The organism is Pseudomonas sp. A6 (assembly GCF_052367875.1).
GTDB lineage: Bacteria > Pseudomonadota > Gammaproteobacteria > Pseudomonadales > Pseudomonadaceae > Pseudomonas > Pseudomonas citronellolis.
In genome coordinates this window covers 828,158-854,797 of sequence record NZ_CP198970.1, presented here as the reverse complement: position 1 = coordinate 854,797, position 26,640 = coordinate 828,158, and the positions used below count along the sequence as shown (strand labels likewise).

At 68.6% G+C, this 26,640-nt stretch carries 24 protein-coding genes and 1 pseudogene; 21 read left to right on the top strand and 4 right to left on the bottom strand.

Translation table 11 applies throughout. The features are described 5' to 3' along the window. Positions 1-84: 84 nt before the first annotated feature. The 20 genes and pseudogenes from ACTWJ5_RS03950 to ACTWJ5_RS03855 all read left to right on the top strand — a co-directional run. Positions 85-216: pseudogene (locus tag ACTWJ5_RS03950) on the top strand (hypothetical protein); the annotation flags it as partial. Between the two features lie 443 nt (positions 217-659). Beyond that, entirely contained in the window at positions 660-1,502 is an 843-nt protein-coding gene (locus ACTWJ5_RS03945) for an ABC transporter ATP-binding protein (protein WP_152623772.1), read from the top strand. 20 nt (positions 1,503-1,522) lie between these two features. Beyond that, positions 1,523-2,521 (top strand): ABC transporter substrate-binding protein, encoded by a 999-nt coding sequence (locus ACTWJ5_RS03940; protein ID WP_444437494.1) that lies wholly within the window; start codon positions 1,523-1,525, stop codon positions 2,519-2,521. A gap of 16 nt (positions 2,522-2,537) precedes the next feature. Beyond that, on the top strand, positions 2,538-3,311 hold the full coding sequence (locus ACTWJ5_RS03935) for an ABC transporter permease (protein ID WP_043315312.1): 774 nt from the start codon (positions 2,538-2,540) through the stop codon (positions 3,309-3,311). Positions 3,312-3,321: 10 nt separating this feature from the next. Continuing rightward, positions 3,322-4,083 carry an SDR family oxidoreductase gene (locus tag ACTWJ5_RS03930; RefSeq protein ID WP_444437493.1) on the top strand — a complete coding sequence of 254 codons (762 nt, stop codon included), beginning with the start codon at positions 3,322-3,324 and terminating at the stop codon, positions 4,081-4,083. A gap of 12 nt (positions 4,084-4,095) precedes the next feature. Then, a complete protein-coding gene (locus ACTWJ5_RS03925; protein WP_444437492.1) occupies positions 4,096-4,629 on the top strand; it encodes a cupin domain-containing protein in 534 nt (177 codons plus the stop codon). Between the two features lie 19 nt (positions 4,630-4,648). Continuing rightward, a complete protein-coding gene (locus ACTWJ5_RS03920; protein WP_444437491.1) occupies positions 4,649-5,485 on the top strand; it encodes an alpha/beta fold hydrolase in 837 nt (278 codons plus the stop codon). 4 nt (positions 5,486-5,489) lie between these two features. Continuing rightward, positions 5,490-6,311, top strand: a complete 822-nt coding sequence (locus tag ACTWJ5_RS03915) for an IclR family transcriptional regulator (protein ID WP_058071792.1) — start codon at positions 5,490-5,492, stop codon at positions 6,309-6,311. Further along, complete coding sequence (locus tag ACTWJ5_RS03910) at positions 6,308-7,105, top strand: SDR family oxidoreductase (protein WP_444437490.1); 798 nt, start codon at positions 6,308-6,310, stop codon at positions 7,103-7,105. The genes ACTWJ5_RS03915 and ACTWJ5_RS03910 overlap by 4 nt, the downstream gene beginning before the upstream one ends. After that, positions 7,098-8,780 carry a thiamine pyrophosphate-binding protein gene (locus tag ACTWJ5_RS03905; protein WP_116426058.1) on the top strand — a complete coding sequence of 561 codons (1,683 nt, stop codon included), beginning with the start codon at positions 7,098-7,100 and terminating at the stop codon, positions 8,778-8,780. The genes ACTWJ5_RS03910 and ACTWJ5_RS03905 overlap by 8 nt, the downstream gene beginning before the upstream one ends. A gap of 10 nt (positions 8,781-8,790) precedes the next feature. Further along, positions 8,791-9,594 carry an aspartate dehydrogenase gene (locus ACTWJ5_RS03900; protein ID WP_058071795.1) on the top strand — a complete coding sequence of 268 codons (804 nt, stop codon included), beginning with the start codon at positions 8,791-8,793 and terminating at the stop codon, positions 9,592-9,594. Between the two features lie 10 nt (positions 9,595-9,604). Then, positions 9,605-11,092: an aldehyde dehydrogenase gene (locus ACTWJ5_RS03895; protein WP_444437489.1), complete on the top strand. Its 1,488-nt coding sequence runs from the start codon at positions 9,605-9,607 to the stop codon at positions 11,090-11,092. After that, positions 11,089-12,057, top strand: coding sequence for a VOC family protein (locus ACTWJ5_RS03890; RefSeq protein WP_444437488.1), 969 nt, complete (start codon positions 11,089-11,091; stop codon positions 12,055-12,057). Before ACTWJ5_RS03895 ends, ACTWJ5_RS03890 begins: the two co-directional genes overlap by 4 nt. An 11-nt stretch (positions 12,058-12,068) precedes the next feature. Further along, a complete protein-coding gene (locus ACTWJ5_RS03885) occupies positions 12,069-13,211 on the top strand; it encodes an FAD-dependent monooxygenase (RefSeq protein WP_444437487.1) in 1,143 nt (380 codons plus the stop codon). A gap of 9 nt (positions 13,212-13,220) precedes the next feature. Beyond that, entirely contained in the window at positions 13,221-13,538 is a 318-nt protein-coding gene (locus ACTWJ5_RS03880) for a hypothetical protein (protein ID WP_061560595.1), read from the top strand. Position 13,539: 1 nt separating this feature from the next. Further along, positions 13,540-13,761 (top strand): recombinase-like helix-turn-helix domain-containing protein, encoded by a 222-nt coding sequence (locus ACTWJ5_RS03875; protein ID WP_116426063.1) that lies wholly within the window; start codon positions 13,540-13,542, stop codon positions 13,759-13,761. 19 nt (positions 13,762-13,780) lie between these two features. After that, positions 13,781-14,812, top strand: a complete 1,032-nt coding sequence (locus ACTWJ5_RS03870; RefSeq protein WP_444437486.1) for a Rieske 2Fe-2S domain-containing protein — start codon at positions 13,781-13,783, stop codon at positions 14,810-14,812. Continuing rightward, on the top strand, positions 14,809-15,246 hold the full coding sequence (locus ACTWJ5_RS03865; RefSeq protein ID WP_444437485.1) for a RidA family protein: 438 nt from the start codon (positions 14,809-14,811) through the stop codon (positions 15,244-15,246). The genes ACTWJ5_RS03870 and ACTWJ5_RS03865 overlap by 4 nt, the downstream gene beginning before the upstream one ends. Then, positions 15,243-16,199, top strand: a complete 957-nt coding sequence (locus tag ACTWJ5_RS03860; RefSeq protein ID WP_444437484.1) for a PDR/VanB family oxidoreductase — start codon at positions 15,243-15,245, stop codon at positions 16,197-16,199. The genes ACTWJ5_RS03865 and ACTWJ5_RS03860 overlap by 4 nt, the downstream gene beginning before the upstream one ends. Positions 16,200-16,556: 357 nt before the next feature. Beyond that, complete coding sequence (locus ACTWJ5_RS03855) at positions 16,557-17,792, top strand: hypothetical protein (protein ID WP_444437483.1); 1,236 nt, start codon at positions 16,557-16,559, stop codon at positions 17,790-17,792. A gap of 42 nt (positions 17,793-17,834) precedes the next feature. On the opposite strand, the gene ACTWJ5_RS03850 is transcribed toward ACTWJ5_RS03855, so the two are convergent. The 3 genes from ACTWJ5_RS03850 to ACTWJ5_RS03840 form a co-directional block, all read right to left on the bottom strand. Beyond that, entirely contained in the window at positions 17,835-18,032 is a 198-nt protein-coding gene (locus ACTWJ5_RS03850; protein WP_043273424.1) for a hypothetical protein, read from the bottom strand. Positions 18,033-19,011: 979 nt separating this feature from the next. Further along, positions 19,012-19,509, bottom strand: a complete 498-nt coding sequence (gene ssb / locus ACTWJ5_RS03845) for a single-stranded DNA-binding protein (RefSeq protein WP_249917947.1) — start codon at positions 19,507-19,509, stop codon at positions 19,012-19,014. 18 nt (positions 19,510-19,527) lie between these two features. Further along, a complete protein-coding gene (locus ACTWJ5_RS03840) occupies positions 19,528-20,916 on the bottom strand; it encodes an MFS transporter (protein ID WP_444437482.1) in 1,389 nt (462 codons plus the stop codon). Positions 20,917-21,127: 211 nt separating this feature from the next. Here ACTWJ5_RS03840 and uvrA point away from each other — a divergent pair, with 211 nt between their 5' ends. Next, positions 21,128-23,962 (top strand): excinuclease ABC subunit UvrA, encoded by a 2,835-nt coding sequence (gene uvrA / locus ACTWJ5_RS03835; protein WP_074985982.1) that lies wholly within the window; start codon positions 21,128-21,130, stop codon positions 23,960-23,962. Positions 23,963-24,415: 453 nt separating this feature from the next. Here the strand turns inward: uvrA and katG are convergent, their stop codons facing one another. Beyond that, positions 24,416-26,560, bottom strand: a complete 2,145-nt coding sequence (gene katG / locus ACTWJ5_RS03830; RefSeq protein ID WP_181926059.1) for a catalase/peroxidase HPI — start codon at positions 26,558-26,560, stop codon at positions 24,416-24,418. Positions 26,561-26,640 lie beyond the last annotated feature (80 nt).

The window sequence follows — 26,640 nt, the reverse complement described above, 5'->3', positions numbered from 1 at the left end:
CCGTATTGGTGCGTGAAAAATCCGGGGTGGATTGGGCTGGGTACCGACCCGGGTTTGAACGTGGTGAGTAGAGGCAGGAGGCTCTACCTGTCGGCCACCAGCTCCGGCCTGGCCTACCTGACCAAGCGCTTCAAGGACTTCCCCCACCGCGTGCATATGACCCTGCAAGGGAGGCCGTGCTCGGTGCTGGTGGAGTGCGCCAAGGCGCATTTGTAAACGTAGACCCGGCCAGACGCCTGCCGGGCTGGCCGGCGTACTCGATTCTTCCCCCATGCACGGACGGCCCCCGCCCTTCAGGGAGAGGGGACCGTTGGGCAGAACGAAGGGCCACGCAGTCAGCCGGCTGGTCCTGTTCGCGAGCAAGCTCGCTCCTACACAGTCCCCCTCGCCTTCCCGCCGCGCCTCCCCTGATGGCGCACTGATAGGTAGCACCCGCAACCGATCTGCTACCTCGCTGTGCAGAAATTTCCCAGTGCCTTCGAAAAACCATTTCATGGGTGAAACAATCGGACGTTTCACAGCGGAAACGCACAACTATTTGATTAATAAGGAATAAACAAAAGACTCCGAGAGAAAAATCACGTGGCATTGTTCATGCATAAATCAACGCACCGTATATGAAACAAAGCGAGATGAGGAACATGGCTGCCACCCAAGAGATGTACGCCGTCGTAGAACGGGGAACCGACTCCATGCGTCGCCAGGAAGGTGCGCGGCCGGCCGACGTGGAGATCGTCTTCGAGAACGTCGGCAAGTGCTTCCCGAAGAAGGGCGAGCGCGATGCGCCCTTCGCCGTGCGCGGGCTGAACTTCAGCATCCGCAAGGGCGAGGTGGTCTCCATCATCGGCCCCTCCGGCTGCGGCAAGAGCACCCTGCTGAACATGGGCAGCGGCCTCTATACCCCCAGCGAAGGCGCCGTGTTCGTCGGCGGCGAGCGGGTGGTCAAGCCGGTGGCCAAGGTCGCCTTCATGCTGCAGAAGGACCTGCTCATGCCCTGGCGCAGCATCCGCCGCAACGTCGAGCTGGGCCTGGAGATCCAGGGCGTGGCCGCGGCGCAGCGGCGCGCGGTGGCCGAGCGGCTGATCGACAAGTGCCACCTGGCCGGCTTCGGCGACCACTACCCGTTCCAGCTCTCCGGCGGCATGCGCCAGCGCGCGGCCCTGGCCCGCACCCTGGCCATCGACCCGCAGGTGCTGTTCCTCGACGAGCCGTTCTCGGCCCTCGACGCGCAGACCAAGATGATCCTCCAGCAGGACCTGGCGCAGATGCTCTACGAGCAACAGAAGACCGCGCTGTTCATCACCCACGACCTCATGGAAGCCATCGCCCTCTCCGACCGCATCCTGGTCATGAGCGCCCGCCCCGGCAACATCATCGAGGAGATCGAGGTCGACCTGCCGCACCGCGACAACCCCCTGGAACGCCGCAAGCTGCCCGGCGCCGGCCCCCTGGTCGGGCGCCTGATGGACCTGCTGAAAGTCGGCGACGACCTTCTCCACTGACCCCGCACGAGGACCCGCTCATGCGCAACACCCTGCTCTCCCGCTTCGCCGGGCCGCTGCTCGCCCTGTGCGCCTGCGGCGCCAGCGCCGCGCCCACCGAGGTCACCTACCTGCTGCCGGCGCCGCCCAGCTCGCCGGCCTTCGCGCCCTGGGTCATCGCCCAGCAGAAGGGCTACTACGCGGCCGAGAACCTCAAGGTGACCTTCCTCGCCGGCAAGGGCGGCGTCGACGTGGCCAAGCAGATCGGCTCGGGCAACGCCCTGGTCGGCGGCGCCATCGGCGACACGCCCATCGTGGTGCGCGCCAACGGCGTGCCGGTGAAGGCCGTGGCCGTGCTCGGCGGCGGCGGCGTGACCCTGCTGGCGGCCAGCGCCGACAGCGGCATCGACTCGGTGAAGGCGCTCAAGGGCAAGACCCTGACGGTGATGTCCTACTCCGACACCACCTACTACGCCCTGCTCGCCTCGCTGCGCAAGGCCGGCCTGGGCCGCGACGACGTGGACATCCAGGCCGCAGGCCCGGCCGGCGTCTGGCAGCTGTTCTCCGCCGGCAAGGCGCAGGCCATGGCCGGGGTGCCGGACTGGTTCGTCAACGCCGAGGACGCCGGGCTGAAGGCGAAGCTGCTGCCCCAGGACCAGGTGTTCGAGAGCATGGCCCAGGCCATCCTCGCTTCCGACGACGCCATCGCCAACCACCCGGACGTGGTCCAGGGCGTGGTCAGCGCCACCCTCAAGGGCATGGCCGACATCATGGCCGACCCCAAGGGCGCCGCCGCCACCTTCGCCGCCGCCGTGCCGGCCTACAAGGGCAAGGAAGCCTCGCTGGAGCGCATCTTCCGGCTCTACGACGAGCACGTGTACCCGGGCCAGGCGGTCCCCGGGCACATCGACGAGCAGCGCCTGGCCAAGGTCTCGCGCTTCTACGTCGAGGAAAAGATAGTGCCGCGCGCCACCCCGCTGGCCGAGCTCTACACCAACCGCTTCGTCGAGGCCAACGCCGCCCGCCTGGCGCAACAGTAAGCACCCGGAGTCGCACATGACGCTTTCCCGTTCGAGCGCCGGCAGCCTGGCGCTGCTGGTGGTTTTCCTCGCCCTCTGGCAATGGGGCCCGGGCCTGCTCGGCATGCCCGAGTTCGTCCTGCCCAACCTCACCCGCGTGGCCCGGGAGGCCGTGGCCATGTGGCAGGCCGGCAACCTGCTGGAGCACAGCCTGATCACCACCCTGGAGATCATCGTCGGCTTCGCCCTGGGCGCCCTGCTGGGCGTGGTCATCGGCGTCGCCCTGGGCCTGTCGCCGTCGGCCGAAGCCATGCTCTCGCCGTACATCCTGGCGCTGCAGATCGCCCCCAAGGTGGCCTTCGCCCCGCTGTTCGTGATGTGGCTGGGCTACACCGTGTACCCGAAGATCCTCATCGCCATCCTCATCGTGTTCTTCCCGGTGATGATCAACGTGCTCTCGGCGATCCGCACCGTCGACCCGGACATGATCAACCTGGTCCGCGCCCTGAGCGCCAACCGCTGGCAGCTGTTCCGCCTGGTGGAGTTCCCCTCGGCGATGAGCGCGCTGTTCTCCGGCCTGCGCATCGCCTCCACCCTGGCGGTGATCGGCGTCACCGTCGGCGAGCTGGTCGGCGGCAACAAGGGCCTGGGCTTCCTGCTGGTGGACGCCGAGGGCCAGGGCAACACCGCCGGGGTGTTCGTCACCATAGTCGCGCTGACGCTGATCGGCGTGCTCGCCTACGCCGCGGTGGTCTGGGCCGAGAAGCGCGTCCTGCACTACCTGCCCAAGGCCAACCTGGCCACCGCCTGAGGACGCACCCATGACTGCAAGCAACCTGTTGCAAGGGCGCCGCGTGCTCATCACCGGCGGCGCCGGCGGCCTGGGCCTGGCCTTCGCCGAAGCGGCGGCCCGCGCCGGGGCCCGCGTGGCGATCGCCGATGTGCGCGGCGACGAGGTCCAGGCGGCCGCCGCCAACCTGCGCGAGCAGGGGCTGCCGGTCGATGGCCTGGCCCTCGACCTGCGCGAACCGCACTCCATCACAGCCTGCGTCGAGGCCGCCGTGGAACGGCTCGGCGGCCTCGACGGCCTGGTCAACAACGCCGCGGTGACCAACTCCGGCGGCAAGCCCGGCGAGGCGCTGGATATCGCCACCTGGGACCTGGTCATGCAGGTCAACGTGCGCGGCGCCTGGCTGATGACCAACGCCTGCCTGCCGGCGCTGCGCGCAAGCGGCCGCGGCGCCATCGTCAACCTGGCCTCCGACACCCCGCTGTGGGGCGCGCCCAACCTGCTCGCCTACACCGCCAGCAAGGGCGCGCTGATCGCCATGACGCGCACCCTGGCGCGCGAGCTGGGCGCCGACGGCATCACCGTCAACGCCATCGCCCCCGGCCTGGTGGAGGTCGAGGCCACCGCCTACGTCCCCGCCGAGCGCCACGAACTGTACCGCCGCCAGCGCGCCATCCAGCGCGCGCAGCTGCCCGGGGACGTGAGCGGCGCCGTGCTGTTCGCCCTGTCCGACCTGTCCCGCTTCGTCACCGGCCAGACTCTGCCGGTCAACGGCGGGTTCGTCATGCTCTGAGGAGAAAAACCGATGACCGATCTCAACCTGCAACCGCAACCCAAGAGCTGGGAACGCCCGGCCGACGCCAGCTTCGAGCAGTGGTGCAACTCGCGCATCGCGCGCTACTCCACCCGCCAGTACGACTGGAACGCGCTGAAGTTCCAGGCCGACTACGACCCCAAGTACCGCCGCGCGCAGATGCGCTACATCGGTACCGGCGGCACCGGCGTGAACGCCGACAACAACACCATCCCGTCCGAGCACTTCACCTTCTCCACCATGGTCATCCCGGCCGGGCATGAAGGCCCGCCGCACCTGCACGTCGACGTGGAGGAGGTGTTCTTCGTCCTGCGCGGCAAGCTCAAGGTGATCCTGGAAAAGGACGGCGAGCGCTTCGAGACCATCCTCGGCGACCGCGACGTGATCTCGGTGCCGCCGGGCGTGTACCGCGAGGAAATCAACATCGGCGACGAGGACGCGCTGATGTGCGTGATGCTCGGGGCGAAGAAGCCGATCACCCCGACCTACCCGCCAGAGCACCCGCTGGCCAGCATCAAGCGCTGAGGGCCGGACGATGACGGCGATGAGCACGGCGGCCGCCTGGCAGGCCGACCTGGAACGCGACTTCCCGCAGCGCCTGGTGCGCCGCGGCGAGGTCGTCAGCGCCTGGCGCGAGGCCGGCGCGGCCGATGCCCCGGCGCTGGTGCTGCTGCACGGCATCGGCTCCGGCTCGGCCTCCTGGCTGCCGCTGGCGCAGTGCCTGAAGGCGCGCGCGCGGCTCATCGCCTGGGACGCCCCCGGCTACGGCGAATCCACACCGCTGGCCGAAGCCGCGCCACGGGCGGAAGCCTACATGCTGCGCCTGCGCGAGCTGCTGGACGCGCTGGATGTGCAGCGCTGCGTGCTGCTCGGCCATTCCCTGGGCGCACTGACCGCCCTCGCTCTGGCCAATGCCGAGCCGCGACGCATTGCCCACCTGCTGCTGCTGAGCCCGGCACGCGGCTACGGCGCGCGCCCGGCCGAAGGCGAAGCGGTGCGCAGCCGGCGCCTGGCCGCTCTGGCCAGCGAGGGCATCGCCGGCCTCGCCGAACGCCGCGCCCCGGCCATGCTCGGCGCCAGCCCGAGCGCCGAGGCGCTGGCCTGGGTGCGCTGGAACATGGCGCGGCTCAAGCCCCACGGCTACCGCCAGGCGGTGGAGCTGCTGTGCGGCGACGACCTGCTGCGCCTGGGCCGCCCGCCGATGCCCGTCGAGGTGCTGTGCGGCAGCGAGGACGGCATCACCCCGCCGGCCGCCTGCCGTGAAGTCGCCGCGGCGCTGGCGGCGCCCTTCCAGCTCGTCCCCGGCGCCGGCCACGCCAGCCCCATCGAATGCCCCGAAGCCCTGGCCGGACACCTCGTCCGCTTCCTCGACAAGGACTGAAACCATGAGTACCGACACCCTCACCGAAAACCAGGAACGCTACATGGTTCCGGGGCTGGAACGCGGCCTGACGCTGCTGGGCGAGTTCACCCGCCACGACCGCACCCTCACCGCCCCGGAACTGGCGCGCCGCCTGCAACTGCCGCGCACCACCATCTTCCGCCTGCTGGCCACCCTGGAAGCCCTGGGCTTCGTCACCCGCAGCGGCAACGAATACCGCCTGGGCATGGCGGTGCTGCGCCTGGGCTTCGAATACCTGGCCTCGCTGGAACTCACCGAGCTGGGCCAGCCGATCCTGCGCCGCCTGTGCGACGCCATCGGCTACTCCTGCAACCTGGTGGTGCGCGACGGCCGCAACATCGTCTACGTGGCGAAGATCTCGCCGCCGTCGATCCTCACCAGCGCGGTCAACGTCGGCACCCGCCTGCCGGCCCACGCGACCGTGCTCGGGCGTATCCTCCTGGAAGACCTGGACCTCGCCGCGCTGCGCGAGCTGTACCCGGAGAAGCAGCTGGAGCGCTTCTCCGAGGGCACCCCGCGCAGCACCGAGGAACTCTTCGACCTGGTGCAGAACGACCGCCTGCGCGGCTACGCGCTGAGCGAAGGCTTCTTCGAGGCGAGCATCTCCACCGTCGCCGCGCCGGTGCGCGACCACACCGGCCGGGTCTGCGCCGCCATGGGCGTAACCATCCCCGCCACGCGCATCGCCGAGCACCTGCTGGAACCGCTGGTGCGCCAGGTGCGCAACAGCGCCGAGGAACTCTCCGGCCTGCTCGGGCACATGCCCAACCCCAACGTCCTGTCGCTGCAGAGGGTGCATTCATGAGCCTGTGCGACCTGCGCGGCCGCGTCGCCGTGGTCACCGGCGGCAGCTCCGGCATCGGCCTGGCCACCGTCGAACTGCTGCTGGAAGCCGGCGCCGCCGTGGCCTTCTGCGGCCGCGACAGCGGGCGCCTGGCGCAAGCCGAAGCCGATCTGCGCCAGCGCTTTCCCGACGCGCGCCTGCTGGCCGCCCCCTGCGACGTGCTCGACGCCGGCCAGGTGCGCGACTTCGCCGCGCGCTGCCAACAGCAACTGGGCGCCGCCAGCATGCTGGTGTGCAACGCCGGCCAGGGCCGCGTTTCCACCTTCGCGCAGACCAGCGACGAAGCCTGGCGCGACGAGCTGGAGCTGAAGTTCTTCTCGGTGATCCACCCGGTGCGCGCCTTCCTGGCACAGCTGGAAGGCCAGGCGGACCCCGCCATCGTCTGCACCAACTCGCTGCTCGCCAGCCAGCCGGAGCCGCACATGGTCTGCACCTCGGCGGCCCGCGCCGGGCTGAAGAACCTGGTGCGCTCGCTGGCCGTCGAGTTCGCCCCGAAGGGCATCCGCGTCAACGGCATCCTCATCGGCCTGGTGGAGTCCGGCCAGTGGCGCCGGCGCTTCGAAGCCCGCGAGGAACGCGAGCTGGACTGGGCGCAATGGACCGCGCAACTGGCGCACAGCAAACAGATTCCCCTGGGGCGCCTGGGCCTGCCGCGCGAAGCCGCCAACGCCCTGCTGTTCCTCGTTTCACCGCTGTCGGCCTACACCACCGGCAGCCACATCGATGTATCCGGAGGCTTGTCCCGCCATGCGTAACGAAAACTCGGTCACCGTGGGCGCCGCCATCGCCGCCTTCCTCGAACAGTGCGGGGTCAAGGCCGCCTTCGGGGTGATTTCCATCCACAACATGCCGATCCTCGATGCCTTCGCCGTGCGCGGCAACATCCGCTTCGTCATGGCCCGCGGCGAGGCCGGTGCCACCAACATGGCCGACGCCTACGCCCGCGCCAACGGCAGCCTGGGCGTGTGCCTGACCTCCACCGGCACCGCCGCCGGCAACGCCGCCGGAGCCCTGGTCGAGGCGCTGACCGCCGGCACCCCGCTGCTGCACCTGACCGGGCAGATCGAGACGCCCTACCTGGACCAGGACCTGGCCTACATCCACGAGGCCCGCGACCAGCTGGCCATGCTCAAGGCGGTGTCCAAGGCGGCCTTCCGCGTGCGCAGCGCCGAGACCGCGCTGAGCACCCTCAAGCTCGCCGTGCAGACCGCCCTGAGCGCGCCGGCCGGCCCGGTCAGCGTGGAAATCCCGATCGACATCCAGTCCGCCTACATCCCCATGCCCGAAGACCTGGCGCCGCTGCCGGTGCCGGTCGCCGCGCCCACCGCCGAGGCCCTGGACCGCGTCGCCGAGCGCCTGGCCAGCGCGCGCCGGCCGATGCTCTGGCTCGGCGGCGGCGCGCGCCACGCCGGCCGCGAAGTGAAGCGCCTGATGGACCTGGGCGTGGGCGTCATCACCTCCACCCAGGGCCGCGGCGTGGTCAACGAGGACGACCCGCGCTGCCTCGGTGCCTTCTCCCAGAACAAGCGGGTGGAAGCCTTCCTGCAAGGCTGCGACGCCCTACTGGTGGCCGGCTCGCGGCTGCGCAGCAACGAGACCTTCAAGTACGCCCTGAAGCTGCCGCCGGTGACCTACCGCATCGACGCCAACCCGGCCATCGAGGGCCGCTGCTACAACAGCGAGCTGTTCATCTGCGGCGACTCGGCGCTGGCCCTGGCCGGCCTGGCCGAGCGCCTGGAGGGCCGGCTGAAGGTCGAGCCGGGCTTCGCCGAGGAACTGCGCCAGGTGCGCGAGCAGTCGCGCGCGCAACTGCTGGAAGAACTCGGCCCCTACGCCTCGATGGTCGAGCAGTTGCAAGGCATGACCGGCCGCGACTTCACCTGGGTGCGCGACGTGACCCTGTCCAACAGCATCTGGGGCAACCGCCTGATCCACCTGTTCCACCCCCAGGCCGGCATCCACGCCCTCGGCGGCGGCATCGGCCAGGGCCTGTGCATGGGCATAGGCGCGGCCATCGCGGCAGCGGAGAACGCGCCGCAGCGCAAGGTCTTCGCGCTGTGCGGCGACGGCGGCTTCATCCTCAACCTGGGCGAGATCGCCACCCTGGTGCAGGAGAAGGCCAAGGTGGTGATCCTGCTGATGAACGACCAGCGCTACGGCGTGATCCGCAACATCCAGGACGCCGTGTACGGCGGCCGCCACTGCTACGTCGACCTGCACACCCCGGACTACGCGCGCCTGGCCGAGTCGGTGGGGCTGCGCCACGCGCTGGTCAAGGACCTGGCGGATTTCGCCGGCGTGCTGGAAAGCGCCTATGCCGCCGACGGCCCCTTCCTGCTGGAAGTGGACATGTGCGCGGTGGGCAACTTCGCCAAGCAGTTCGCCGGCCCGCCGAACATGGAAACCCGCCACCAGAAGGCCACGGCCTGAGGACCCCGCCATGCTGCACATCGCCATGATCGGCTGCGGCGCCATCGGCCTCAGCGTGCTGGAAATGCTCAAGGACGACCGCGACCTGGCGCTCGACCAGGTGGTGGTCCCGGCCGGCCACCTCGACCAGGCGCGCCAGCGCCTGGCCGGTATCGCCGCGCAGGCCCGCGTCGTCGAAACCCTGGACTATGCACGGCGCCCCGACCTGCTGGTGGAGTGCGCCGGCCACGCGGCCCTGGCCGAGCACGTGATCCCGGCCCTGGAACGCGGCATCCCGTGCCTGCTGGTGTCCATCGGCGCGCTCTCCGAAGACGGCCTGGCCGCGCGCCTGGAAGAAGCCGCGCGGCGCGGCGGCACCCAGGTCGAACTGCTCTCCGGGGCCATCGGCGGCATCGACGCGCTGGCCGCGGCCAAGGTCGCCGGGCTGGACTCGGTGGTCTACAGCGGGCGCAAGCCGAGCCGCGCCTGGAAGGGCACGCCGGCCGACGAGCGCTTCGACCTCGACGGCCTCACCGAGCCCACGGTGATCTTCGAGGGCAGCGCCCGCGAGGCCTCCTCGCGCTACCCGAAGAACGCCAACGTCGCCGCCACCCTGTCGCTGGCCGGCCTGGGCCTGGACGCCACCCGCGTGCGCCTGATCGCCGACCCCACCAGCGAGGAGAACGTGCACCACTACCAGGCCCGCGGCGCCTTCGGCGAATTCGAGATGACCCTGCGCGGCAAGCCGCTGGCGGCCAACCCCAAGACCTCGATGCTGACCGTGCTCAGCATCGTCCGCGCGCTGGGCAACCACGCCCACGCCGTCTCCATCTGAGGACAGCGCCATGCTCGATCTCGACGCAATCCAACCCATCTGCATCGCCGGCCAGTGGCGCCTGGGCGGCGGCGACCTGTACGCCAGCCACTACCCGGCCGACGGCTCGCCCATCGCCCGCCTGCACGCCGCCGGCCTGGCCGACGTGGAAGAAGCCATCCAGGGCGCCCAGCGCGCCTTCCTCGGCAGCGGCTGGGCGCAGCGCAAGCCCCACGAACGCGCCACGGTGCTGTACCGCGTGGCGCAGCTGATCCGCGAGCACGCCGAGGAACTGGCGCAACTGCAGCGCCTGGACAACGGCAAGCCGATCCGCGAGACCCGCGCCCTGGTGGCCAGCGCCGCCGGCACCTTCCAGTTCTTCGCCGCGGCCTGCGAAACCCTGGAGGAAAGCATCAGCCCCTCGCGCGGCGACTTCCTCAGCATGAGCGTCTACGAGCCCATGGGTGTGGTCGCCGCCATCACCCCGTGGAACTCACCGATCGCCTCCGAGGCGCAGAAGCTGGCGCCGGCCCTGGCCGCCGGCAACGCGGTGCTGATCAAGCCGGCGGAGATCACCCCGCTGGCGGCCCTGGCCCTGGCGCGCCTGTGCATCCAGGCCGGGGTGCCGGCCGGCTTGATCAGCGTGCTGCCGGGCAAGGGCTCGCTGATCGGCGACGCCATCACCCGCCACCCGCTGGTCAAGCGCGTGTCCTTCACCGGCGGCACCAGCACCGGCAAGCACATCGCGCGCATCGCCGCGGACAAGATGATGCCGGTGTCCATGGAGCTGGGCGGCAAGTCGCCGACCATCGTCCTGGAAGACGCCGACCTCGACCACGCCGTGGCCGGGGTGCTCTACGGCATCTTCAGCAGCTCGGGGGAATCCTGCATCGCCGGCTCGCGGCTGTTCGTCGCCCGGCCGCTGTACGAACGCTTCCTGCAACGCCTGGTCGAAGGCGCCGAGCGCCTGCGCCTCGGCGACCCGGCCGACGAGGCCACGCAGATGGGCCCGCTGATCAGCGAGCGCCACCGCGAGAGCGTCGAGCGCTACGTCGACCTCGGCCTGTCCGAGGGCGGCCGCCTGCTCGCCGGCGGCCGCCGCCCGCAAGGGCAGCAGTACGAGCGCGGCTGGTTCTACACCCCGACCATCATCGACGGCCTGCGCAACGACGCGCGCCTGTGCCAGGAGGAGGTGTTCGGCCCGGTGCTGGCGGCCCTGCCCTTCGACGACGAGCGCCAGCTGATCGAGCAGGCCAACCACAGCGTCTACGCCCTCGCCGCCGGCATCTGGACCCGCGACTTCCAGCGCGCCTGGCGCCTGGGCCGCGCCGTGCAGGCCGGCACCGTGTGGATCAACACCTACAAGCAATTCTCCATCGCCACCCCCTTCGGTGGCTGGAACGACAGTGGCCTGGGGCGCGAGAAGGGGCGCCTGGGCATCCTCCAGTACATGGAGCAGAAAGCCCTGTACTGGGGCCTCAACCAGCAGCCCATCGCCTGGGCCGGAGCGACAGCATGAGCGTACTTGGCATCGACGAGATCACCTACGGCGTGGAAGACCTGCCGCGCTGCCGGCGCTTCTTCGAGGACTGGGGCCTGAGCCTGGTCGAGGAGCGAGCCGACCAGGTGGTCTTCGAAACCCTCAACGGCTGCCGCGTGGTGGTCGCCGCCCTGGACAGGCCCGGCCTGCCGCCGGCCATCGAGCCCGGCTCGACGGTGCGCGAGGTGGTCTGGGGCGTGGCAAGCGCCGACGACCTGGCGCTTTATGCCAGCCGCATCGCCGCGGCGCCGGGCTTCGTCGAGGGCGGCGGGCGCATCGGCTGCACCGATCCCAACGGCCTGGCGATCCGCCTGCAGGTCACCCGCAAGCGCGAACTGGTGCTGGAGGAATGCGGCGCGCACAACACCTGGAACAGCAAGGCGCGGATCAACAAGCCCAGCCCGGTCTACGAGCGCGCCACCCCGGTGGAAGTCGGCCACGTGGTGTTCTTCGTCAAGGACGTCGACGCCTGCGAAGCCTTCTACCGCGAAGCCTTCGGCTTCCAGACCTCGGACCGCTACCCCGGCCGCGGCGCCTTCCTGCGCACCGCCGAGGAAGGCGGCCACCACGACCTGTTCATGCTCCAGCTGCCGGCGCCGCGCGCCGGGCTGAACCACGTCGCCTTCACCGTGCGCGACATCAACGAGGTGTTCGGCGGCGGCATGCACATCGCCCGCTGCGGCTGGGACACCGAGATCGGCCCGGGCCGCCATCCGGTGTCCTCGGCGTTCTTCTGGTACTTCAAGAACCCCGCCGGCGCCCTGGTGGAGTACTACGCCGACGAGGACCAGCTGACCGGCGACTGGCAGCCGCGCAGCTTCGAGCCGGGCCCCACGGTGTTCGCCGAATGGGCCATCGCCGGCGGCCTGGACGGCGTCACCCGGCGGCAGAAAGGCGCCGAGGGCCCGCAAGGCAAATTCCTGACCGAAAAGAACAAGAGCTGAGGAGAAAGCCCATGTCCAAGCTGAAGATCGGCGTGCTCGGCGCCGGCATCGGCGGCCTGTGCGCCGCCATCGCCCTGCTGCGCGCCGGCCACGACGTCGTGGTGTACGAACAAGCCAAGGCGTTCCTGCGCGTCGGCGCCGACATCAACCTGACGCCCAACGCGGTCAAGGCCATCGACGGCCTGGGCGTCGGCGAGGCGGTGCGCGCCAGCGCGGCGCGGCCGACCCACCGCATCAGCCGCACCTGGGACAGCGGCGAGGAAACCTCGCGCCTGGAGATGGCCGACGCCGCCGAGCGCAAGTACGGCGCGCCGCAGCTGACCATCCACCGCGCCGACCTGCTGGCCGCCCTGGCCGAAGCCTTTCCCCTGGAGCGCGTGCGCTTCGCCCGGCGCGCCCAGGTCGTGCGCCAGGAGGCCGACGGCGTGCACATCGAGTTCGCCGACGGCGGCCAGGATCGCGTCGACGTGCTGATCGGCGCCGACGGCATCCACTCGGTGGTGCGCAGCGCGCTGTTCGGCGAGGAGCACCCGCGCTTCACCGGGGTGGTCGCCTACCGCGCCGTGGTGCCGGCGGTGAAGGTCGCCCAGGTGCCGCACATCCAGGCTTTCACCAAGTGGTGGGGGCCGAACCCGCAGAGCCAGATCGTCACCTTCCCGCTCAACCGCGGCCGCGACATCTTCATCTTCGCCACCACCGCCCAGGACAGCTGGCACCTGGAAAGCTGGACCACCCAGGGCAGCGTCGAGGAACTGCGCGAAAGCTACGCCCACTACCACCCGCACGCCCGCGCCCTGCTGGAGGCCTGCGACGAGGTGCTCAAGACCGCCCTCTACGAGCGCGACCCGCTGCCCTACTGGACCCGCGACAGCCTGGTGCTGCTCGGCGACGCCTGCCACCCGATGATGCCGTTCATGGCCCAGGGCGCCGGCCAGGCCATCGAGGACGCCGTGGTGCTCGGCCGCATGCTCGCCGGCGTCAGCGCCCCGGCCGGCGTCCCGGCGGCGCTCAGGGCCTACCAGGACGCGCGCCTGGAGCGCACCAGCCAGATCCAGATCGGCTCGCGCGGCAACCAGTGGCTCAAGGCCGGCGGCAACGCCGACTGGGTCTACGGCTACGACGCCTGGGCCGTCCACGCCGACCACGCGGCCTGAGGAACGAACATGAGCGAAACCCTGCTGTTGACCGTGCTGCTGCGCCACGATCAGTCGAAGAACCTGGAAGACATCCAGGCCCACATGAAAAAGATGGACTGGTGGGAGCGCTTCCCCGGCGAAGGCGTGGAGATCGTCTCCTGGACCGTGGCCATGGGCCTGGGCCAGATCGTCACCCTGCGCCTGCCGCCGGCGCTGCTGCCGCGCGTCAACGTCGAACTGGAGCGCTCCGCCTGGGGCGTGTTCCGCAGCGAATGCTACCCGACCTACGACTTCGTCCCGGTGCGTGAAAGCATCCGCGAACGGGTCCGCAATGGAGGCCAATGAAATGACCGAGCCCTACAACGAAACGCACCAGTCGCGCAGCCGCCCCAGCACGCCCTTCGAAGACCTGCTGGGCGACTCCATCGAGCGCGCCTACGCCGCCGGCAGGCACGACCTGCCGAGCCTGCTGGAGCACCTGAACCTGGCCGGCCCGCCCTGCCCGCTGACCCGCGGCGAGTGGACCGAAGACGCCTACAAGACCCTGATGGCCCGCCTGGGCGAATAACGGGCGAGGAACGAGAAAAATGACCGCGCAACTGACCGTCGATCCTGTCGAGAAGATCCTGGCCAATGGCCTGAAGAACCTCTGGTTCCCCGTCCTGCCTTCGCAACTGCTCGGCGACAAGCCGCTGTCCATCCGCCGCCTGGGCTACAAGATCGCCCTCTGGCGCGACAACGATGGCAGCGTCCACGCCCTGGAGGACCACTGCCCGCACCGCGGCGCGCCGCTGTCCCTCGGCCCGGTGCTGGGCGACCGCCTGCAGTGCCCCTACCACGGCGTGGAAGTGCGCTGCGACGGCACCGTCACCAAGGTCCCCGGCAGCCCCGGCTGCAAGCTCGAGGGCAGCCGCCCGACGCGCATGTTCCACGTCCGCGAGGCGGCCGGCGCGATCTTCCTCTACAACGCCGCCGACGCGCACCTGGAAAGCCCGCCGGAGCTGGTGCTGCCCGAGCAGCTGACCTCGCCCGAGTGGAGCAGCTTCATCTGCTACACCGAGTGGCGCGGCGACTACCGCTACGTCATCGACAACGTCATGGACCCGATGCACGGCACCTACCTGCACAAGATGTCCCACTCCATGAGCGAAGGCGCGGCCAGCGCCAAGTTCGTCACCCGCGACACCGAGCAGGGCTTCTTCTTCGAGAAGGAAGGCCAGCGCGGGGTGAACTTCGACTGGACCGAGTTCGTCGACAACGGCTGCCACTGGCTGCGCCTGGAAATCCCCTACCCGAAGACCGGCGGCCCGGGCGGCAACTTCACCATCGTCGGCAGCTACACGCCCAGCAGCCCGCAGCTGTGCGCGGTGTTCCACTGGCGCTGCCGGCCGCTCACCGGCTGGCAGCGCGACACCTGGCGCTTCCTCTACAAGAACCGCCTGGAAGCCCGCCACTGGGCGGTGCTGGAGCAGGACCGGGTGCTGCTGGAGCACATGGAGCCGGACGCCAACCAGCGCGAGAACCTCTACCAGCACGACCTGGGCGTGGTGCGCATCCGCCGCTACCTGAAGAGCAAGGCCAAGGAGCAGCTGGAACTGATCGAGGCCACGCAGCTATGAACGCAGTCGTCCGGGTACGGGCCGAGGCGCTGGCGGAAGCGCCCGGCGCCAGCTGGTCCAACGCCCTGCGCATCGGTAACGAAGTGGTGATGTCCGGGATGACCGGGCATCCCGCCACCCGCGAGGCCGCCGAGCGTGGCGCGCCGCTGGGCGTCTACGAGCAGACGCTGCTGGTGCTGGGCAAGTGCCGGGCGCTGGTCGAGGCCGCCGGCGGGCACATCGGCAACCTCTACCGGCTGACCGTCTACGTCACCGACATCGCCGCCAAGGACGAAGTCGGCCGCGCCCGCCGCGACTTCTTCGCCGGCCAGGCCTGCTACCCCACCTCCACCCTGGTGGAAGTGAGCGGCCTGGTGTTCCCCGAACTGCGCGTCGAGATCGAGGCCAGCGCGCGCCTGGACGTCGACCTGCGCACCGCCGAGGTACAGCCATGAGCAACGCAACCATCCCGGCGCTGGTGCACACCCTGCGCCACGAGGCCGAAGGCATCATGAGCGTGGAACTGCGCCCTTGGGGCGACACCCGGTTCCCGCCGTTCGAGGCCGGTTCGCACATCGACCTGCACCTGCCCAACGGCCTGGTGCGCAGCTACTCGCTGCTCAACTCGCCGAGCGACCAGGGGCGCTACGTGGTCGGCATCCTCCGCGACCGCAACAGCCGCGGCGGCTCGCGCTGGGTGCACGACAACCTGCGCGTCGGCACCCAGCTGCAGATATCCGCGCCGCGCAACAACTTCGCCCTGGACGCCGGCGCCAGCCACAGCGTGCTGGTGGCCGGCGGCATCGGCATCACGCCGATCTACTGCATGTTCCGCCAGTTGCTCGCCCTCGGCCGCTCCGCCGAGCTGATCTACTGCGCGCGCTCGCGCCGCGAGGCCGCGCTGCTGGAAGAACTGCGCGGCCTGGACGCCCGGGTGCAACTGCACTTCGACGACGAGAAAGGCCTGCCGCCGGACCTCGCCGCCTACCTGGCCGGCCGTTCCGCCGACGCGCACTTCTACTGCTGCGGCCCGACACCGATGCTCGACGCCTTCGAACGCACCTGCGAGGCCCTGGGCTACCCCAACGCGCACATCGAACGCTTCGCCGCCGTCGAACAGGCCGCCGCGGAAGACGCCCTGGACAGCTACGAGGTGGAACTGCGCAAGAGCGGCAAGCACCTGCGCATGGAAGCCGGCATGGTGCTGCTGGACGTGCTGCTGGAGCAGGGCTGCGACCTCGACTACAGCTGCCGCGAGGGCGTCTGCGGCTCCTGCGAGGTCAAGGTGCTGGAAGGCGAGGTGGACCACCGCGACGGCGTGCTGACCAAGGCCGAGCGCGCGGCCAACCAGTCGATGATGGTCTGCGTTTCCGGTTGCCGCAGCCGGCGCCTGGTGCTCGACCTGTAGCCTTCCCTCGCCTTGCGCAGAACGGCAGCCCCCGGGCTGCCGTTTGCGTTTCTGCCGGCGTTTCCCAACGCACCGGATTCGCCCCTCGCGCCCCCACGCCTGGGCATCCGCGTAACACCGCTCCGGGGGCGTTTCACGGGTGGTTCAAACGCTCGCGTTTCACCCATAACACATTGATATAAATAGGAAATATATAGAAAAACAGCCGCCTATCCATGGCATGGAAACTGCTCTTCTCCTCGGGCAGGAAATTGAAACGTTGATTCATACAAGAAACAAAAACGACCAGCCTTCGTGAAGCTGCGTGCGGCCCTGCAGGCCCACTTCCGAGGCTGCCTTTTCCGAGGTGACGCTTCCATGTTGAGACCCACCCTGCTGGCCGCATTCGCGCTGGCACACGCTCCGCTGCTCTTCGCTACCGAGCCCGGCCCGGCGCCGACCATCAGCCAGGGCATGCAGAACAAGCCCTTCCCGCACATCTCCTGGCGCAGCGAGGACGGCGACGCCAGCCTGGACGTCGGCGGCGCGCTGCGCGCCAACTACCGCTACGAGGACTGGGACAGCAGCATCAACCGCCCGGCGCGCTGGCTGTTCGACACCTTCCGCCTGGACGTGCAGGGCCGCTACCAGCAGTTCAGCCTCGACGCCGGCTACTGGTTCCAGGACCGCAACAAGCGCGCGGTGGACCGCGCCTACCTCGGCTACCGCTTCGACGAGCGTTCCGACCTGCAGGTGGGCGCGCCGGCCAGGCCCTTCGGCCTGCTGCCCTACCCGCAGTTCGGCTGGAGCTACCACATCCCGTTCTTCCTCGGCTTCGGCGTGAATACCGGCACCGGCCTGAAGTACGGCTACAAGGACAGCGACTGGGACTTCCAGGCCGCCTACTACCCGCGCATGCTGCCGTCGAGCATCCGCTACGCCCCGGAAGTCGGGCGCTACGCGGACCTCAAGGACAACGCCATCCCGGCGCTGCACGGCCGCCAGGACAACGAGAAGCGCGACCAGGTCAACCTGCGCCTGGCGCGCAGCTTCCAGGCCGGCGACTGGAACAACGAGCTGGGTGCCTCCCTGGCCGCCTCGCGGCTGTACAACGCCACCACCGACGACAACGGCAGCTTCTGGGCGGCCGGCGCCCACGGGGTGTTCAAGAACGGCCCCTGGACGATCTCGAGCCAGGCGATCCGCTACGAATACGACCCGAAGAACCCCAGCGGCGTCAGCGACGATTCGGTGCTCATGGGCGGCAACGGCCTGACCCCGGCCTTCCTGGTGGCGGCCAAGGGCAGCATCGGCGGGCTCAACGTCGGCTACGACCTCGCCACACCCTGGCTGGGGCCGGTGAAGAAGGTGAAGCTGTACAACGACTACAGCCGGCTGTGGAAGGACAAGAGCGGCTGGGACGACTCGCAGATGTACACCGCCGGCATCCAGTTCTTCGCCCTGCCGGTGATGGCCTGGCTGGACTTCACCTGGGCGCGCAACGCCAACCCCTGGGGCGGCGCGGAGAACGGCACGGGCTGGACCTCGACCACCTCCTCGGGCAGCAACGACTGGTACTTCCGCACCAACCTGAACATCGGCTACTACTTCTGAGCCGGGCGGCGGGGCCAGGCCGGCGCCTGGCCCCGTCGGTCTTCAGAAGCGCTCCGCCGCCTGGGCATGGCGCCGCGTCTCGTCCTGCTCCAGGCTCTCGCGGTAGGCGTGGGCCTCCTGCTCGCTGTGGAACACGCCGACCAACAGGCCCTGCTGGTGCACATCCCAGCAGCGCCGGCCGAGGGCACGGAATTCGCGGGATTTGTGGTCTTCGTCGCGCTCAGTGACAACTACGCTCATCGGTTCTTCTCCGTTGTTTGACTTGCATCAAGGCGGAGCCAGAATCACTTAATTAGCCAGCTAACGAAACAGCCGAATCAGCAAAGGTTTTTTGCGAAAAGCGCGGGGAACGCGAGAGCAACTGTCTTGCCCACCGCGCCGGGGCGCTTTCGTAGGATGGGTTGAGCCTGCGAACCCCATGCGGCGATGGCGATGGGTATCGCTTCGCTCAACCCATCCTACGGGTGTTGTGTTCGCCGGCGGGCGTAGGAGCGGACCTTGTCCGCGATAGCCGGAGGTTCCGGCACGATTCGCGGATAAGATCCGCTCCTACGCTGCCCCACCCGCGCCATTCCCATGTAGGAGCGCGCCCTGCGCGCGATATCGCGGGCAGGGCCCGCTCCTACAATTTGCTGTGAGGCATGGAGTTTCCTCGTAGGAGCGGACCTTGTCCGCGATAGCCGGACACCCCGGCACGGATCGCGGATGAGATCCGCTCCTACGCTGCCCCACCCGCGCCATTCCCATGTAGGAGCGCGCCCTGCGCGCGATATCGCGGGCAGGGCCCGCTCCTACAATTTGCTGTGAGGCATGGAGTTTCCTCGTAGGAGCGGACCTTGTCCGCGATAGCCGGACGTCCCGGAGCGGATCGCGGATGAGATCCGCTCCTACGCTGCCCAACCCACGCCATTCCCATGTAGGAGCGCGCCCTGCGCGCGAAATCGCGGGCAGGGCCCGCTCCTACAATTTGCTGTGAGGCATGGAGTTTCCTCGAGCGGACCTTGTCCGCGATAGCCGGACATCCCGGCGCGGATTGCAGGCCGAGCCGGCACGGCTTCCCGTAGGAGCGAGCTTGCTCGCGAACAGATCCCGTGCCGAAGCGGTTCGCGAGCAAGCTCGCTCCTACGAAGAGCACGGCAAGACAGCCGACGCTCTGCAGGCATGAAAAAACCCGGCATCCCCAAAGGGAATGCCGGGCTTTTTCGGACCTGTCCGACGCTTAGAACGGAATGTCGTCGTCGAAGCTGTCGTAGTCGGCGGCCGGTTGCGGGGCCGGGGCGGCCTGCTGTTGCGGCGCTGGGCGCGGGGCCTGTTGCGGGCGCTGCTGGGGTTCGCGCGGCGCGCGCGGGGCGTCGTCGCCACCGGCGCCCGGACGGCCGCCGAGCAGTTGCATGTTGCCGTTGATGTCTACCACGATCTCGGTGGTGTACTTGTCCTGACCGTCCTGGCCCTGCCACTTGCGGGTGCGCAGGCTGCCTTCGACGTAGATCTGCGAGCCCTTGCGCACGTACTCGGCGACGATTTCCGCCAGGCGGCCAAAGAACACCACGCGGTGCCATTCGGTACGTTCCTGCTGCTGGCCGGTCTGCTTGTCCTTCCAGCTCTCGCTGGTGGCCAGGGTGACGTTGGTCACCGCGTTGCCGTTGGGCAGGTAGCGGGTTTCCGGATCGCCACCGACGTTACCAACCAGAATGACTTTGTTAACCCCACGGGCCATGACGCTCTCCTAAAGGCTTCAGCACGTCGCCGGCTCGACGCCTGCCAGGCGTTCGAGGGACGTGCGATCCACTTGTTGGGAATCTACTTTGACATAAGCGGCGGCCTCTTCGGCGACCACCATCACATCGCTCACACCGGGCAATGCCTTGAAACGCTCGGCCAACGAGGCATCGCCCAGCGCCTCATCGGACAGGGGCAGGCGGATGCTCGTTACATACGGCGGTTCGCGCATGGTAACAGCAATCGCGAGCCATATGGCAGCCAGCACGGCGCAGCCGATGAACACCCCGTCCAACCCGCCGTGCTGGAACATCCAGCCGCCCAGGATGCCGCCCACGGCGGCGCCGAGGAACTGGCTGGTGGAGTACACGCCCATCGCCGTGCCCTTGCCGCCGGCCGGCGAGACCTTGCTCACCAGAGACGGCAGCGAGGCTTCCAGCAGGTTGAACGCGGTGAAGTAGACGATGATGCCGAACAGCAGTTCCTTCAGGCTGTATCCGAATTCCCAGAAGAACAGCTCGCAGAGCATCAGGGTGGCTACCGCGCCGGCCAGCACGCGCTTCATCTGGCGCTTCTTCTCGGCGTAGATGATGAACGGCACCATGCCGAAGAAGCCCACCAGCAGCGCGGTCAGGTAGACCCACCAGTGTTCTTCCTTGGGCAGCCCGGCGCGCTCCACCAGGGCCAGCGGCAAGGCCACGAAGCTGGCCATGAGGATCGCATGCAGCACCAGGATGCCGGCGTCCAGGCGCAGCAGCTCGGCGTTCTTCAGGGTCGGCAGCAGCGCCTGGCCGGCCACGCTGGACTCGCGGTGCTGCAGGCGGTGGTCCGGGGTCGGCACGAAGAACAGGATCATCAGCAGGCCGACCAGGGCCATGCCGGCGGTGAACCAGAACAGCCCGTGCAGGCCGAACAGGTGCGTCAGCACGGGGCCGGCGACCATGGCCACGGCGAAGGACACGCCGATGCTCATGCCGATGGTGGCCATGGCCTTGGTGCGGTGCTGCTCGCGGGTCAGGTCCGAGAGCATCGCCATCACCGCCGCGGAGATCGCCCCGGCGCCCTGGATCACCCGCCCGGCGATCACGCCCCAGATGCTGTCGGCGTTGGCCGCCACGGCCGCGCCGAGGGCGAACACCAGCAGCCCGACGACGATGATCGGCCGGCGGCCGATGCGGTCGGACAGGGTGCCCAGGGGAATCTGCAGGATGGCCTGGGTCAGGCCGTAGGCGCCGATGGCCAGGCCGATCAGCGCCGGGGTCGCGCCGGCCAGGTCCTGGCCGTAGGTGGCCAGGACCGGCAGGACCATGAACATGCCGAGCATGCGGAACGCGAAGACCAGGGAAAGGCCGACGGCCGCGCGGGTTTCGGTGCCACTCATGCGCTCAGTGTGGGTGTCGTGCATAAGTCCCTCAGGGGAATGACTGGAGCGGGCTGTGCTTCTTGCCCCCGCAATGGCGTGCCCATCCGTTCCCGGATGGCCGGCTGCCGCCGACGCCGAAAAATAGCCGGGCATTCTAGCAGCCCAGCCGCCCGGAGGCACAGACGCGCCACTTTGCCGCGTACTGCCGGGGAAACGTATACTCAACGGTTTTCGCCCGCCATGCGAGGCCGCTGTGGACAAGATCCTCATCCGTGGGGCACGTACCCACAACCTGAAGAACATCGACCTGACCCTGCCACGCGACAAGCTGATCGTGATCACCGGCCTGTCCGGCTCCGGCAAGTCGTCCCTGGCCTTCGACACCCTCTACGCCGAGGGCCAGCGCCGCTACGTGGAATCCCTGTCGGCCTACGCCCGGCAGTTCCTCTCGATGATGGAAAAACCCGACGTCGACACCATCGAGGGCCTGTCGCCGGCGATTTCCATCGAGCAGAAGTCCACCTCGCACAACCCGCGCTCCACCGTGGGCACCATCACCGAGATCTACGACTACCTGCGCCTGCTCTACGCCCGCGTCGGCATCCCGCGCTGCCCGGACCACGACATCCCGCTGGAGGCGCAGACCGTCAGCCAGATGGTCGACCAGGTGCTGGCGCTGCCCGAGGGCCGCCGGCTGATGCTGCTGGCCCCGGTGATCCGCGAGCGCAAGGGCGAGCACCTGGCGGTGTTCGACGAGATGCGCGCCCAGGGCTTCGTCCGCGCGCGGGTCGACGGCAAGCTCTACGAGCTGGACGAGCTGCCCAAGCTGGACAAGAAGCAGAAGCACTCCATCGACGTGGTGGTGGACCGCTTCAAGGTCCGCGGCGACCTGCAGCAGCGCCTGGCGGAATCCTTCGAGACGGCCATCAACCTGGCCGACGGCATCGCCCTGGTAGCACCGATGGATGGCGAAGAAGGCGAGGAGATGATCTTCTCCGCACGCTTCGCCTGCCCGGTGTGCGGCCACTCCATCAGCGAGCTGGAACCCAAGCTGTTCTCCTTCAACAACCCCGCCGGCGCCTGCCCCACCTGCGACGGCCTGGGCGTGAAGCAGTTCTTCGACGCGCGCCGGGTGGTCAACGGCGAGCTGACCCTGGCCGAGGGCGCCATCCGCGGCTGGGACAGGCGCAACGTCTACTACTTCCAGATGCTCGGCTCGCTGGCCGCGCATTTCGGCTTCAGCCTGGAGGTGCCCTTCCAGGAACTCTCGCCCGAGCACCAGAAGTTCATCCTCGGTGGCTCGGGGCGCGAGAACGTCGAGTTCCGCTACCTCAACGACCGCGGCGACATCGTCAAGCGCGCGCACCCCTTCGAGGGCATCCTGCCGAACCTGGAGCGCCGCTACCGCGAGACCGAGTCCATGACCGTGCGCGAGGAGCTGGCCAAGTTCCTCAGCACCCAGCCCTGCCCGGACTGCCACGGCACCCGCCTGCGCCGCGAGGCGCGCCACGTGTGGGTGGGCGACAAGACGCTGCCGGCGGTCACCGCGATGCCGGTGGGCGAGGCCAGCGAATACGCCGCCGGCCTGACCCTGACCGGCCGCCGCGGCGAGATCGCGGCGAAGATCCTCAAGGAAATCCGCGAGCGCCTGCAGTTCCTGGTCAACGTCGGCCTCGACTACCTGACCCTCGACCGCAGCGCCGACACCCTGTCCGGCGGCGAGGCCCAGCGCATTCGCCTGGCCAGCCAGATCGGCGCCGGCCTGGTGGGCGTGATGTACATCCTCGACGAGCCCTCCATCGGCCTGCACCAGCGCGACAACGAGCGCCTGCTGGCCACCCTCACCCACCTGCGCAACCTGGGCAACACGGTGATAGTGGTGGAGCACGACGAGGACGCCATCCGTCTCGCCGACTACGTGGTGGACATCGGCCCCGGCGCCGGCGTGCATGGCGGGCAGATCGTCGCCGAAGGCACGCCCGAGCAGGTCATGAGCCACCCGGACTCGGTGACCGGCAAGTACCTCTCCGGCCGCCAGAAGATCGTGGTGCCGGCGCAGCGCACGCCGCGCAACAAGAAGCAGCTGCTCAAGCTCAAGGGCGCGCGCGGCAACAACCTGCGCAACGTCAACCTGGAACTCCCGGTCGGCCTGTTCACCTGCGTCACCGGCGTGTCCGGCTCGGGCAAGTCGACGCTGATCAACAACACCCTGTTCCCGATCACCGCCACCGCGCTGAACGGCGCCACCAGCCTGGAAGTCGCGCCCTACGACTCCTTCGACGGCCTGCAGCACCTGGACAAGGTGGTGGACATCGACCAGAGCCCGATCGGCCGCACGCCGCGCTCCAACCCGGCGACCTACACCGGCCTGTTCACCCCGATCCGCGAGCTGTTCGCCGGCGTGCCGGAAGCCCGCTCCCGCGGCTACGGCCCGGGGCGCTTCTCGTTCAACGTCAAGGGCGGCCGTTGCGAGGCCTGCCAGGGCGACGGCGTGATCAAGGTAGAGATGCACTTCCTGCCGGACATCTACGTGCCCTGCGACGTCTGCAAGGGCAAGCGCTACAACCGCGAGACGCTGGAGATCCGCTACAAGGGCAAGAGCATCACCGAGGTGCTGGACATGACCATCGAGGACGCCCGCGCGTTCTTCGACGCCGTGCCGGCCATCGCCCGCAAGCTGCAGACGCTGATCGACGTGGGCCTGTCGTACATCAAGCTGGGACAGAGCGCGACCACCCTGTCCGGCGGCGAGGCGCAGCGCGTGAAGCTGTCCCGCGAGCTGTCCAAGCGCGACACCGGCAAGACCCTGTACATCCTCGACGAACCGACCACCGGCCTGCACTTCGCGGACATCCAGCAACTGCTCGACGTGCTGCACCGCCTGCGCGACCACGGCAACACGGTGGTGGTGATCGAGCACAACCTGGACGTGATCAAGACCGCCGACTGGCTGGTCGACCTCGGCCCCGAGGGCGGCTCCAAAGGCGGCCAGATCATCGCCAGCGGCACGCCGGAGCAGGTGGCGGAGATGGAAGCGTCGCACACCGGGCGCTTCCTCAAGCCGCTGCTGGAGCGCGATCGGGCCTGACTGCTGAAGGGGGCTGTCCGTGCCCCCGGGCGCCCGGGGGGGCCGGTGAGTCCAATCGCGGACAAAGTCCGCTCCTACGCCCGTGCTTCCTGGAACCGTAGGAGCGGACTCCGTCCGCGATTTCGCGCGCAGGGCGCGCTCCTACATGGCAATGTCATGTCCTGGGGCGGCGTAGGAGCGGATCTTATCCGCGAACCGCGCCTCGACCTCTGGCTAGTCCGCTCCTACCGCATGAGCGAGCGTGGCTTTTCGTAGGATGGCGTTGAGCGAAGCGATACCCATCACCGATGGCCGCATGGGTTTCGCAAGCTCAACCCATCCGACGAAAAGCGCCTCGAAGCAGCCGGCAACCCACATGAAAATGCCGCTTCCCCGTAAAAGGGAAACGGCATTCTCTTTCAAGTGGCCACTGCTACCGCCAAAGCGGCGCCTTTTCTTCCCAGCCCAAGAACATCAGGCCAGATCGAAACGATCCAGGTTCATCACCTTGGTCCAGGCAGCGACGAAGTCCTTGACGAATTTCTCCTTGGCATCGCCACTGGCATAGACCTCGGCCAGCGCCCGCAGCACCGAGTGCGAACCGAAGATCAGGTCGGCACGGGTAGCGGTCCACTTCAGCTCGCCGCCCTTGCGGGCCCGGCCCTCGAAGACCTCCGCGGAACCGTCCACCGGCGCCCAGACGGTCCCCATGTCCAGCAGGTTGACGAAGAAGTCATTGCTGAGCACACCGGGCCGATCGGTGAACACGCCATGGGCGCTACCGTCGTAGTTGGCCCCCAGCATGCGCAGGCCGCCGACGAGCACGGTCATTTCCGGAGCGGTCAGGGTCAGCAACTGGGCCTTGTCGACCAGCAGTGCCTCGGTGGACGCACCGGGATTGGCGCTCTTGTAGTTGCGGAAGCCATCGGCGATGGGCTCGAGCACCTCGAAGGTCTCGACGTCGGTCTGGTCCTGGCGGGCATCCGCGCGGCCCGGTGCGAAGGGCACCTCGATGTTCACGCCGGCAGCCTTGGCAGCCTGCTCGACGCCCACGTTACCGGCCAGCACGATCACGTCGGCCAGCGAAGCCTTGCCGGAGAACCGCTGGATCTCGTCGAGCTTGGCCAATACCTTGGCGAGCTGCTGCGGATTGTTGACCTCCCAATCCTTCTGCGGCGCCAGGCGAATGCGCGCGCCATTGGCGCCGCCACGCTTGTCGCCACCGCGGAAGGTGGAGGCCGAGGCCCAGGCGGTGGAAACCAGCTCGGCGATCGACAGGCCGGACTCGGCGATCTTCGCCTTCAGGTCGGCGATGTCCGCGGCGCTCGGGTTGTGCGTGGCCGGCGGCAGCGGGTCCTGCCAGATCAGGTCTTCCTTCGGCACTTCAGGGCCGAGGTAGCGGGCCTTCGGCCCCATGTCGCGGTGGGTCAGCTTGAACCAGGCGCGGGCGAAGGCATCGGCGAAGGCCTGCGGATCGTTGAGGAAGCGCTTCGAGATTTTCCCGAATTCCGGATCGAAGCGCAGCGTCAGGTCGGTGGTGAGCATGGTGGGCTTGCGCTTCTTCGACGGATCGAAGGGATCGGGGATGATCTCCGGCGCATCCTTGGCGACCCACTGGATCGCCCCGGCGGGCGAGCGGGTCTGCTCCCATTCGTACTTGAACAGGTTCTCGAAGAAGAAGTTGCTCCACTGGGTGGGCGTCTGCGTCCACACCACCTCGATGCCGGAGGTGATGGCATCGGCACCGCTGCCGGAGCCATAGCTGCTGACCCAGCCGATACCCTGCTGTTCGATGGCGGCGGCTTCGGGCGCCGCGCCTACGTTGTCGGCCGGGCCGGCACCGTGGGTCTTGCCGAGGGTATGGCCACCGGCGATCAGGGCGACGATTTCCTCGTCGTTCATCGCCATGTTGCCGAAGGTCGCGCGGATGGCCGGCGCGGCCGACAACGGGTCGCCGCTGGCATTCGGGCCTTCCGGGTTCACGTAGATCAGGCCCATCTCGGTGGCGGCCAGCGGGTTCTTGGCCAGAGCTTCGGGGTCACGGTGGACCAGCCAGGCCTTTTCGTCGCCCCAGTTGACGTCGGTATCCGGCTCCCAGACATCCTCGCGGCCGGCGCCGAAACCGAAGGTGCGGAAGCCCATGGTCTCCAGGGCCACGTTGCCGGCGAGCACCATCAGGTCGCCCCAGGAAATCTTCTGGCCATACTTCTGCTTGATCGGCCAGAGCAGGCGCCGCGCCTTGTCCAGGCTGACGTTGTCCGGCCAGGAGTTCAGCGGAGCGAAGCGCTGTTGCGCACGGCCGGCGCCGCCGCGGCCGTCGGCGATACGATAGGTCCCGGCGGCGTGCCAGGCCATGCGGATCATCAGGCCACCATAGTGGCCCCAGTCGGCCGGCCACCATTCCTGGGAGTCGGTCATCAGGTGCTTCAGGTCGGCCTTCAGGGCCGAGTAGTCGAGTTTCTTGAACTCGTCACGGTAGTTGAACTTCTCACCCAACGGGTTGGATCTTTCCGAATGCTGGTTCAGTACGTCCAGCTTCAGTTGGTTCGGCCACCAGTCCTCGTTGGTAGTACCGCCACCAGCAACATAATGGAACGGGCATTTCGATTCATTCGACATTGCTTTCTCCTTTGTCCTCATCGGGTCGGTCTGGTCGACAGCTGCCGACGGTGGATTAAGACTAGTACCGCTCCGCTGGA

Bases quoted from the DNA above. Each gene is read 5' to 3' on its own strand.
- ACTWJ5_RS03945 (WP_152623772.1), top strand. From the start codon at position 660: ATGTACGCCGTCGTAGAACGGGGAACCGACTCCATGCGTCGCCAGGAA.
- ACTWJ5_RS03940 (WP_444437494.1), top strand. From the start codon at position 1,523: ATGCGCAACACCCTGCTCTCCCGCTTCGCCGGGCCGCTGCTCGCCCTG.
- ACTWJ5_RS03935 (WP_043315312.1), top strand. From the start codon at position 2,538: ATGACGCTTTCCCGTTCGAGCGCCGGCAGCCTGGCGCTGCTGGTGGTT.
- ACTWJ5_RS03930 (WP_444437493.1), top strand. From the start codon at position 3,322: ATGACTGCAAGCAACCTGTTGCAAGGGCGCCGCGTGCTCATCACCGGC.
- ACTWJ5_RS03925 (WP_444437492.1), top strand. From the start codon at position 4,096: ATGACCGATCTCAACCTGCAACCGCAACCCAAGAGCTGGGAACGCCCG.
- ACTWJ5_RS03920 (WP_444437491.1), top strand. From the start codon at position 4,649: ATGAGCACGGCGGCCGCCTGGCAGGCCGACCTGGAACGCGACTTCCCG.
- ACTWJ5_RS03915 (WP_058071792.1), top strand. From the start codon at position 5,490: ATGAGTACCGACACCCTCACCGAAAACCAGGAACGCTACATGGTTCCG.
- ACTWJ5_RS03910 (WP_444437490.1), top strand. From the start codon at position 6,308: ATGAGCCTGTGCGACCTGCGCGGCCGCGTCGCCGTGGTCACCGGCGGC.
- ACTWJ5_RS03905 (WP_116426058.1), top strand. From the start codon at position 7,098: ATGCGTAACGAAAACTCGGTCACCGTGGGCGCCGCCATCGCCGCCTTC.
- ACTWJ5_RS03900 (WP_058071795.1), top strand. From the start codon at position 8,791: ATGCTGCACATCGCCATGATCGGCTGCGGCGCCATCGGCCTCAGCGTG.
- ACTWJ5_RS03895 (WP_444437489.1), top strand. From the start codon at position 9,605: ATGCTCGATCTCGACGCAATCCAACCCATCTGCATCGCCGGCCAGTGG.
- ACTWJ5_RS03890 (WP_444437488.1), top strand. From the start codon at position 11,089: ATGAGCGTACTTGGCATCGACGAGATCACCTACGGCGTGGAAGACCTG.
- ACTWJ5_RS03885 (WP_444437487.1), top strand. From the start codon at position 12,069: ATGTCCAAGCTGAAGATCGGCGTGCTCGGCGCCGGCATCGGCGGCCTG.
- ACTWJ5_RS03880 (WP_061560595.1), top strand. From the start codon at position 13,221: ATGAGCGAAACCCTGCTGTTGACCGTGCTGCTGCGCCACGATCAGTCG.
- ACTWJ5_RS03875 (WP_116426063.1), top strand. From the start codon at position 13,540: ATGACCGAGCCCTACAACGAAACGCACCAGTCGCGCAGCCGCCCCAGC.
- ACTWJ5_RS03870 (WP_444437486.1), top strand. From the start codon at position 13,781: ATGACCGCGCAACTGACCGTCGATCCTGTCGAGAAGATCCTGGCCAAT.
- ACTWJ5_RS03865 (WP_444437485.1), top strand. From the start codon at position 14,809: ATGAACGCAGTCGTCCGGGTACGGGCCGAGGCGCTGGCGGAAGCGCCC.
- ACTWJ5_RS03860 (WP_444437484.1), top strand. From the start codon at position 15,243: ATGAGCAACGCAACCATCCCGGCGCTGGTGCACACCCTGCGCCACGAG.
- ACTWJ5_RS03855 (WP_444437483.1), top strand. From the start codon at position 16,557: ATGTTGAGACCCACCCTGCTGGCCGCATTCGCGCTGGCACACGCTCCG.
- ACTWJ5_RS03850 (WP_043273424.1), bottom strand. From the start codon at position 18,032: ATGAGCGTAGTTGTCACTGAGCGCGACGAAGACCACAAATCCCGCGAA.
- ssb (WP_249917947.1), bottom strand. From the start codon at position 19,509: ATGGCCCGTGGGGTTAACAAAGTCATTCTGGTTGGTAACGTCGGTGGC.
- ACTWJ5_RS03840 (WP_444437482.1), bottom strand. From the start codon at position 20,916: ATGCACGACACCCACACTGAGCGCATGAGTGGCACCGAAACCCGCGCG.
- katG (WP_181926059.1), bottom strand. From the start codon at position 26,560: ATGTCGAATGAATCGAAATGCCCGTTCCATTATGTTGCTGGTGGCGGT.